Here is a 9,334-nt window from a genome sequence, read left to right as displayed (position 1 = left end):
CGATCGCAAGGCGGAGGGTCGCCCCGATACTGGGTGTATCGGGGCGAACCCGACAACGCGGCGAGCGTGCGTACCAGGCGCCGCGGGGCAGGCGGGAGTTTGACGACAGGTCCTAGTACGGAGTCGCCCCGGGGAGATCCCGGGACCGGACGCGCATCGCCCGGCCCGGGGCCCTCAGCGGGCCGTGATCAGGCCTCGAAGGTCGCGGCCAGTGCCTCCGCGAGGCCCGGCACCAGCGCCGAGCCGGTGAGGACCTCGGACGTGGAGTCCTTCTCGCGCAGCCGCAGCGCCGACTCACGGCGTCCGTCGCGCAGCACGGCCACCGTCATCCGGACCTCCTGGCGGTCCGGGTGCTCGGCGACCCACTTGGCGAGCCGCGCCTCGTCCATGCCCGCGGGCTCGGACTCCTCGGCGGACGGCGGCAGCATCAGCCGCTCGACGGTCAGCGCACAGCCGGCGACGGCGTCCGGCCAGGCGATGGTGGCCAGGAACTCGTCCAGCGGGGCGCCCGCCGGGATCTCGTCCTGTTCCACGGGGGTCAGTGACGCGCTGGTGGAGTCGTCGATGCCGAGCTGGGCGGCGAGCGAGGGCTCCTGTGCGCGCAGCTTGGCGGTGTCGACGAGGGCGAACAGTCGGGCCGGCTGATCCCAGCCGAGCCCGGCGCTGTACTCGTCGATCTCGAGCACGGCGCGGGTCAGGGGGTCGGCGGCGAGGGGGGTGCCGTCAACAGGAAGGTCAGTCATGCTCAACATCGTGCCTTGTGTACCCCGGAAAGCGGGAACTGAGTAAAGCCTTCGTAAGTTGCATCGGTGGGTCCTACTATCGCCGGGCCTGCTCCACACGACAGCGAACTTCGAGGTGCGCACCTTGGCTTTCCAGATGCCGGACCGCGGCGGAGGCCCGACAGGGCCACGGATCAGAGTCGGCCGGCCTTCGCGGCGGATCCGGACCCTGCTCATGACATTGGGTGTGCTGGCCGTACTGGCCATGCTCTTCGTGATGTTTGCAGGGTTCTGGACGGATTGGCTCTGGTATCGATCGGTCAAGTACTCCTCGGTCTTCACGACCACCCTGTCGACCAAGATCGGTCTGTTCCTCTCCTTCGGCGTCGTGATGGCGGTGGCCGTCGGCGTCAACATCTGGCTGGCGCACCGGCTGCGGCCGCCGCTGAGCGCGATGTCCATGGAGCAGCAGAGCCTGGACCGCTACCGGATGAGCATCGCGCCGTTCAAGAAGTGGGCGCTGATCGCGATCACGGCGGTGGTCGGCCTGATCGCCGGTGCCTCCGCCTCCGGCGAGTGGCGCACCTGGCTGCAGTGGGTCAACGGCGTCCCGTTCGGCACGAAGGACCCGCAGTTCGGGATGGACGTCGCGTTCTACGCCTTCGACCTGCCCTGGTACCGCTTCCTGTTGAGCTTCGGCTTCGCCTGCGCGGTGCTGTGCCTGGTCGCCGCGGCGCTGACGCACTACCTCTACGGCGGGCTGCGGCTGACCAGCCCCGGTTCGCGGGCGACGGCGGCGGCGACCGGCCATCTGTCGGTGCTGCTGGGGATCTTCGTCTCGCTCAAGGCGATCGCGTACTGGCTCGACCGGTACGGCCTCGCGGTGAAGTCCAGTGGCCTGAAGTCGGCCGACAACTGGACGGGCCTGCGGTATGTCGACGCCAACGCCTATCTCCCGGCGAAGACGATCCTGTTCTTCATCGCGGCGATCTGCGCGGTGCTGTTCTTCGCCACCCTCTGGCGGCGGACCTGGCAGCTGCCGGTGATCGGCTTCGGCCTGATGGTGCTCTCGGCGGTCCTGATCGGCGGGCTGTACCCGGCGATCGTGCAGAAGTTCCAGGTCCAGCCGAACGAGCAGGCCAAGGAAGCGCCGTACATCAAGCAGAACATCAAGGCGACCCGGGACGCGTACGGCATCCAGGACTCCGAGGTCACGCCGTACAAGGGCGACTACCAGCCCACCGGCAAGGCGGACAGCCAGCGGCTGCGCGACAACGCCGACACCACGGCCGCCATGCGGCTGCTCGACCCCAACGTGGTCTCGCCGGCCTTCCAGCAACAGCAGCAGGTGCGGGGGTACTACCAGTTCCCCTCCACCCTGGACGTCGACCGCTACAAGGACAAGGACGGTGCCGAGCGGGACACCGTCATCGGTCTGCGTGAGCTGAACATCGCCGGTATCCCCGAGCGCAACTGGATCAACGACCACTTCAAGTACACCCACGGCTACGGCGCGGTCGCCGCCAAGGGGACGGAGGCCGCCGAGGGCGGCGGTCCGAAGTACACGGAGTCGGATCTGCCGGCCAAGGGGCAGCTCGGCCGCTACCAGCAGCGGGTGTACTACGGCGAGAAGACCTCGCAGTACTCCATCGTCGGCGGTCCGCAGAAGGAACTGGACTACTCCGACGACAGCGGCGAGAAGAGCTACAGCTACCAGGGCAAGAGCGGCGTCAACCTCGGGAACCCGGTCAACCGCGCCGCGTACGCGGTGGCGTTCGGGGAGCCGCAGATCCTCTACTCCGGTGCGATCGGCGACGGTTCGCGGATTCTGTACAACCGCACGCCCAAGGAGCGCGTCGAATCCGTGGCGCCCTGGCTGACCATCGACGGCGACGCCTATCCGGCGGTCATCAACGGCCGGATCAAGTGGATCGTCGACGCCTACACCACCAGCAACGGCTATCCGTACGCCTCGCGCACCACGCTCGGGGACAGCACGGCCGACTCGCTCACCGACGGCCAGCGGGCGGTGGTGGCCCAGCAGAACCAGGTCAACTACATCCGTAACTCCGTCAAGGCGACCGTGGACGCCTACGACGGCTCGGTGAAGCTCTACCAGTGGGACGACAAGGACCCGGTCCTCAAGACCTGGATGAAGGCGTTCCCCGGCACGGTCGAGAAGAAGAGCGCCATAAGCCCGGCGCTCAAGGAGCACCTGCGCTACCCGCAGGACCTCTTCAAGGTGCAGCGCCAGCTGCTGACCACGTACCACGTCAAGGACCCCGGCACCTTCTACACCGGCTCCGAGCGCTGGCAGATCCCGAACGACCCGACCACCAAGTCGGGCAACGCGGTCCCGCCGTACTACCTGAGCATGAAGATGCCGGACCAGAAGAACCGCGCGTTCTCGCTGACGACGACCTTCACGCCCAACAAGCGCGACAACCTGGGTGCGTTCATGGCCGTCGACGCCAACGCGACCAGCGCGGACTACGGCAAGATAAGGCTGCTGAAGCTGCCGTCGGAGACTCCGGTGCCCGGCCCGCAGCTGGTGCAGTCGAAGTTCAACTCCGATCCGGTCATCGCCAATGAGCTCAACATCCTCAAGAAGTTCGGCGACTCGGAGATCGAGTACGGCAATCTGCTGACCGTTCCACTGGACGGCGGACTGCTCTATGTCGAACCGGTGTATCTGCGCGGCGCCAACACCAATTACCCGCTCCTGAAGAAGGTGTTGGTGAGCTACGGCGACAACAAGCCCGTCCTGGAGGACTCCCTCAAGGACGCGCTGGATGTGGTCTTCGGCAAGAAGGCGCCCAGTACGGGCACGGAGGAGCCACCGGGTGGCGGCGACACCGGCGGCGAGCCACCGTCCGACCAGACGGTGCAGCAGGCCCTCGCCGACGCGCAGAAGGCCTACGAGGAGGGCGAGAAGGCGCGTGCCGGGGGCGACTGGGCCGGTTACGGCGAGGCCCAGAAGAAGCTGAAGGCGGCGCTGGACCGGGCGGCGAAGGCGTCCGAGAAGAGCGGCAAGCCGGGCAGCTGAGCCTGCCGGCCCCTGTCCCGGCCCTGTGGCCGCCGGTGCGAACCGGCGGCCACAGGGCCGCTTCGGTACGGGGGCCGTCCATCACCGTGATACCTTGTGGACACAACGACGCGGGGTGGAGCAGCTCGGTAGCTCGCTGGGCTCATAACCCAGAGGTCGCAGGTTCAAATCCTGTCCCCGCTACTGAAAGACGAAGGCCCGGATCTTCAGCGATCCGGGCCTTCGTCGTGTGTTCAGACGGATACCGGCGAAAGGCCGGGTCGCACGGCCCATGTGGGGAAGGTGTGTGCTTGAGTTTGACAAGTCGTCGTGTCGGGAAGTCGACAAACCGCTGAAGTGACCTCACTGGCTGCGGTATACCAGGTGTACGCGGGTTACAGGTGATGCGACGATGGGGCTTATGGGGGACAAGGCAAGGTTGTTGGAGACGGACCGGTTTGTGCATGCGCCCGACGACGGGCGCGAATCCGACCTGCAGATGGACGCGATGGAGGCTGCCGAGGCCGCCGAGGCGTCCGATGCCGTGACCGAGTCCGGCCACCGCCGGGCCGCCGAGGCGGGCGACACCGCCGCGATGAGCGCGCTCGGCGCGATGCTGCTGCGCCGCGGTGACCTCGACGGCGCCGAACCGCACCTGCGTTCCGCGGCCGCCGCCGGTGACCGCGCCGCGGCCAACAACCTGGGCGTCCTGCTCCACCAGCGGGGCTACGGGGACGAGGCGGCCGGCTGGTGGCGGATCGCCGCCGTGGCCGGTTCCGCCGCCGCCGCGCACGCCCTCGGGCGCCACTACCGCGAACGCGGGGACGAGCCGGCCGCCGAGTACTGGCTGCGCCAGTCCGCCGAGTCCGGACACTGCCTGGGCGCCTACGCACTCGCCGACCTCCTGGAGCACCGCGGGGACATCGGCGCGGAGCGCTGGTTCCGTACGGCCGCCGAGCGCGGCCACCGCGAGGCCGCGTACCGCCTCGCCCGGCTCATCGAGGAGGGGTACGAAGCGGACCACCGCGCCGTGCCCGCGTACGGGGAGCTGAATCAGCAGGAGGAGGCCGAGCAGTGGTACCGCCAGGCCGCCGCGCGCGGCCACCGGCGGGCCGCGCTGCAGCTGGGCGCGCTGCTGGAGGAGCGCGGCGACGTCCAGGAGGCGGGGCGCTGGTACCTCTCCGCCGCCAAGGACGGGGAGGCGCGCGCCGCCTGTGCGCTGGGCTTCCTGCTGCGCGACGCGGGGGACGAGGAGAGTGCCGCGGAATGGTGGCGGCGGGCCGCCCAGGACGGCGATGGCAACGCTGCCAACGCGCTCGGTGCGCTGCACGCCGACCGTGGCGAGCTGCAGACCGCCGAGCGCTGGTACCGCGTCGCGCTCGACGCCGGGGACGTCAACGGCGCCTACAACATCGGGCTGCTCTGTGCCGAGCAGGGCCGGGAGGGGCGCGGTGAGCAGTGGTACCGCCGGGCCGCCTACGCCGGGCACCGCGAGGCCGCCAACGCGCTGGCCATCCTGCTGCTCCAGCGCGGCGACGCCTCGGGGGCCGAGCCGTGGTTCTCCAAGGCGGCCGAGGCGGGCAGTGTGGATGCCGCGTTCAACTTGGGCATTCTCTTCGCCGGGCGGGGCGCGGAGCGTACGGCGCACACCTGGTACGAGCGGGCGGCCGCGGCCGGGCACACCGAGGCGGCGCTCCAGGTCGCCATCGTGCAGCTGCGCGACGGTGAGCTGCAGGACGCGGAGCGGAATCTGCGCTGTGCGGCCGGTGGCGGCAGCGCCGAGGCGGCCTTCCGGCTCGCGGATCTCCTCGACCGCCGGGCGACGGCCGCGGGTGAGGGGCTGGCGGACAGCGAGCGTGCGGCGGACGACGAGAGCATGCAGTGGTACGAGCGGGCCGCGCGCCAGGGCCACCGCCGCGCCCAGGTCCGGATTGGCATGTTCGCGGCGGCTCGTGGCGAGACCGTCGAGGCCGCCGAGTGGTACCGCGCGGCGGCCGAGGCCGGCAGCCGCAACGGTGCCTTCAACCTCGGGCTGCTGCTGGCCCGTGAGGGCAGCCTTCCGGAGGCCGCCCTGTGGTGGCAGCGCGCCGCCGAGGCCGGACACGGCCGGGCGGCGCTCCGGCTGGCGCTGCTCGCCGCCCGGCGTGGAGCGCTCGCGGAGGCGCAGAGCTGGTGTGCGCGCGCCGTGGAGCTGGGGCCGCCGGAGGTGGCGGAGCGTGCGGCGCGGCTGCGGACGGCGCTCCAGGAGGAGCTGAGCGCATAGCGGGCGGCGGTGACGCCGTCCGCGCTCCGGGACCGGGGCCGGCGGCCCGGTTCCGGGGCCCGCGGAAGGGATTTGCGCTGGTCGTCGGGCCGGGGTTAGAGTGTGGAACACAACGGCGCGGGGTGGAGCAGCTCGGTAGCTCGCTGGGCTCATAACCCAGAGGTCGCAGGTTCAAATCCTGTCCCCGCTACTGAAAGACGAAGGCCCGGATTCCATGGGAATCCGGGCCTTCGTCGTGCTTATCTGCGGAGCCGGTGGCCGACCGCCTCCGCGTACATGCCGCGGTCGACGAGCCGGTCCTCCGGCAGCGGTGCCCCCTTGGTGACGCCGGCGGCGCGGTAGGCCTTCTGGAGCCGGTCCACGGTGCCCTTTCTGATCTCCCAGTCCATCCGGAGAGAGGGCACCGAGGCCAGGATCTCCGGGTCGACGTCCAGCAGCTCGGCGAGTTCGGCGACGAAGGACCGGTCGGCCTTGTAGTCGCCGGCGAAGTAGGTGTTGAGCGTGCGGATGTAGGCGCGCAGGAAGGCGACGCCGGCGTCCGGGTCCTGCTGGAGCAGCGCCGGGCCGTAGAGGGCGCCGCCGAGCGGCTCGCCCCGGGGCTGGCCGCCGAGGAAGGCGTACCTCCGGTCACCGTCGACCCGCCGCCAGACCGGGTCGAGCAGCCAGGCGGAGTCCACGCCGCCGCCGGTGAGGGCGGTCAGGACGTCGGCGGAGCCGAGCTGCTGGAAGGCGACGGAGTCCAGCCGGGCGCCGTGATCGGCGAAGGCCCTGGTCATCGGGTACATGATCACGGAGCCTTTGCCGATCATGGTGCCCAGTTTCGTGCCCGTCAGCGGGACCGTGGCGGCGCGTTCCCCGCTCTTCAGGCGTACCCACAGGCCGCTCTTGGACTTCGGGCCGGGGGAGAAGTTGCCGGCCACCCAGCGGAGGTCGAAGCCGCCGTTGACGCCGTTGACGACGGCGGCCTCCGGGGCCGCCCAGAGGGCGTCCAGTTCGCCCTTGGCCAGCAGGGGCAGCGCCTCCGGGGTGGGCAGGACCTTCAGCCGGACGTCCAGGCCCTCCTTCCTGAACTCCCCACGGGCCAGGGCCAGGCGCAGCGGAGCCACGTACTCGGCGCTGAGGGTGCCGGTGGCGACCGTGAGCGTGCGGGGCTTCCTGAGCGGGCGCGGGGCCGGGGCGCCCTTGTCGCAGCGGGCCGGGGCGCGGTCCGGGGCGAGGCCGGCGGGGTCGGTCCAGGAGGCCGTACCGCAGCCCGCCACCGGCTCGATGGTGCGGGGGCGGGCATCGGCGGGCCGGCTCTCGGGGGCCGCGCAGCCCGCGCCGAGGGCGAGTGCGCCGATCAGCGCGGCAGTGGTGGTGCGGAAGCGCATGGGACCTCCGTACGGGGCGGCGTCCGGTCGGACGGGGCGGTGCGGGATCAGCTGTGGGGGCGGCCGCGGTCGCGGGGAGCCCACGGGGTGAGGAAGCGCCCGGCCAGCCGCACCAGTTCGGAGAAGAGCACCCCGAGGACGGCCACACAGACGATGCCGACGAACATCACGTCGTTCTGGAACAGGGCGCGGGAGTCGAAGATCAGGTGCCCGAGGCCGTCGGTGGCGGCGATCTGTTCCGAGGCGACGATGACCAGGACGGCCACGCCCGCCGCGATCCGGGCCCCCACCAGGACGGCGGGCAGCGACGCGGGCAGCAGGACGTGCCGGAACATCTGCCAGGGGCCCGCGCCGAAGACCTGGCCCGCGTCGCGGTGGCCGGAGGGGATGGCCAGCACCGCCGCCATGGTCGAGATCCAGACGAAGAAGAAGACGGTGGCGGCGACGAGCGCGACCTGCGGGCCCTCGCCGAGCCCGAACATGTTGAGGAAGACCGGCAACAGGGCCAGCTTGGGGACCACGTACAGGGCGTCCAGGAGGGGTTCGAGGGCGGCCCGTACGAGGGACAGCGAGCCCATCAGGAGGCCCAGCAGGTAGCCGGTGACGGTCCCGGCGGCGTAGCCGGCCAGGACGCGCCGGAGCGTGGCCCACACGTCCGGCCACAGCTCACCGGCCAGGGCCCGTTCCCAGCCGTCGGCCAGGATCGTCGACGGCGCGGGATAGATACGGGCGTCGAGCCAGGACCGGTCGGCGGCCAGCTGCCACAGCAGCACGAGCAGCAGTGGAACGGCGACGGCCAGCGAGAGTTCCAGGGTGCGCCGGCGGCGGTGGGTGCGTGCGGGGCGCAGTTCCCGGGGGCCGGGGCGGCGGACGAGGAGGCGGTCGGGCGGGCCGCCCTCGTGGCCGGGCCGGGGCTGGAGGGCGGTCATGCGGGGACGGCCCCCTCGGCGGTGCGGCGCGCCGGGCCGTTCCGGTCCACCTCGTCCCGCAGCAGCTGCCACAACTCGGCCTTCAGGGCGGTGAATTCGGGGGTGGCGCGGACCTCTCCGGTGCGCGGGCGGCCGAACGGCGGGCGGCGTTCGGCGATGATCCGGCCGGGCCGGGCGGACATCACCAGGACCCGGTCGCCGAGCACCAGGGCCTCGTCGAGGCTGTGGGTGATGAAGAGGGTGGTGGTGCGGGTGGTCTGGGTGAGGGCGAGAAGCTCGTCCTGGAGGACGGTGCGCAGCTGGGCGTCGAGGGCCGCGAACGGCTCGTCCATCAGCAGGATGCCGGGCTCCACGGCGAGGGCGCGGGCGAGGGCGACCCGCTGGCGCATACCGCCGGAGAGCGTGGCCGGGTAGGCGGCGGCGAAGTCGGCGAGTCCCATCCGGGCGAGCCAGGAGCGGGCCCGTGCGTCGGCCTCCTTACGGGGCACGCGCTGGAGGTCGAGGCCGAAGCGGACATTGCCCAGCACCGTCTTCCAGTCGTAGATGCCGTAGTCCTGGAAGATCATCGCGGCCGGGCGGCCGGCGCTCACCCGGAGTTCCAGCTCGCCTCCGGTGGGGCGCAGCAGCCCGGCGGCGATGCGCAGCAGGGTCGACTTCCCGCAGCCGGAGGGGCCGACGACACAGACGCATTCGCCCGGCGCGACAGCGGCGTCGAGCGGGCCGAGCGCGGTCAGCGTCTTGCCGCCGCGGCCGAACGAGCGGGTCAGCGCGCGGGCGCGCAGGGCCGGCGGGGCGTCCGGGCCGTCGGCGGTGCGGTGCGCTGCGGAGGACGGGGGCGGCTCTCCCACGGGGTGCTCCTTGCGGAGTGCGGACAGGGTGCCGCCGTGGAGCGGGGCCCCGGGGCCGGTGGGTCCGGTGGCCGGAAAGCGCGGCCCGCCGACGATATGACGGTCCGTCAGATTCAGGCAAGGGGTGTGCGGGCATGCGTGTGCGGTGTGTGCAGGCGTGGGGGTGTACAGGCGTGG

The 9,334-nt window shown here is 71.5% G+C and carries 6 protein-coding genes and 2 tRNA genes; 4 read left to right on the top strand and 4 right to left on the bottom strand.

What is annotated here, in order from left to right; translation table 11 throughout:
* Positions 1-188: 188 nt before the first annotated feature.
* Positions 189-743, bottom strand: a complete 555-nt coding sequence (locus ACWC9R_RS16005) for a PPA1309 family protein (RefSeq protein WP_450732045.1) — start codon at positions 741-743, stop codon at positions 189-191.
* A 214-nt stretch (positions 744-957) separates the two neighbouring features.
* Here ACWC9R_RS16005 and ACWC9R_RS16000 point away from each other — a divergent pair, with 214 nt between their 5' ends.
* From ACWC9R_RS16000 to ACWC9R_RS15985, 4 genes are all read left to right on the top strand, one after another.
* Positions 958-3,768 (top strand): UPF0182 family membrane protein, encoded by a 2,811-nt coding sequence (locus ACWC9R_RS16000; RefSeq protein WP_450732043.1) that lies wholly within the window; start codon positions 958-960, stop codon positions 3,766-3,768.
* A gap of 109 nt (positions 3,769-3,877) precedes the next feature.
* Positions 3,878-3,951, top strand: a tRNA-Met gene (locus tag ACWC9R_RS15995).
* A gap of 208 nt (positions 3,952-4,159) precedes the next feature.
* Entirely contained in the window at positions 4,160-6,010 is a 1,851-nt protein-coding gene (locus ACWC9R_RS15990) for a sel1 repeat family protein (protein WP_450732041.1), read from the top strand.
* Between the two features lie 116 nt (positions 6,011-6,126).
* Positions 6,127-6,200, top strand: a tRNA-Met gene (locus tag ACWC9R_RS15985).
* Positions 6,201-6,249: 49 nt separating this feature from the next.
* Here ACWC9R_RS15985 and ACWC9R_RS15980 read toward each other — a convergent pair.
* The 3 genes from ACWC9R_RS15980 to ACWC9R_RS15970 are packed head-to-tail and all read right to left on the bottom strand — an operon-like array spanning position 6,250 to position 9,157.
* Positions 6,250-7,380: an ABC transporter substrate-binding protein gene (locus ACWC9R_RS15980; RefSeq protein WP_450732039.1), complete on the bottom strand. Its 1,131-nt coding sequence runs from the start codon at positions 7,378-7,380 to the stop codon at positions 6,250-6,252.
* A gap of 47 nt (positions 7,381-7,427) precedes the next feature.
* Positions 7,428-8,309, bottom strand: coding sequence for an ABC transporter permease (locus tag ACWC9R_RS15975; protein ID WP_450732037.1), 882 nt, complete (start codon positions 8,307-8,309; stop codon positions 7,428-7,430).
* Positions 8,306-9,157, bottom strand: coding sequence for an ABC transporter ATP-binding protein (locus ACWC9R_RS15970; protein ID WP_450732035.1), 852 nt, complete (start codon positions 9,155-9,157; stop codon positions 8,306-8,308). Before ACWC9R_RS15970 ends, ACWC9R_RS15975 begins: the two co-directional genes overlap by 4 nt.
* Positions 9,158-9,334: the final 177 nt, after the last annotated feature.

The organism is Streptomyces sp. NPDC001219, assembly GCF_053597915.1.
The sequence above is the reverse complement of the archived record's forward strand: the minus strand, read 5'-3'. Positions and strand labels throughout refer to the sequence as shown.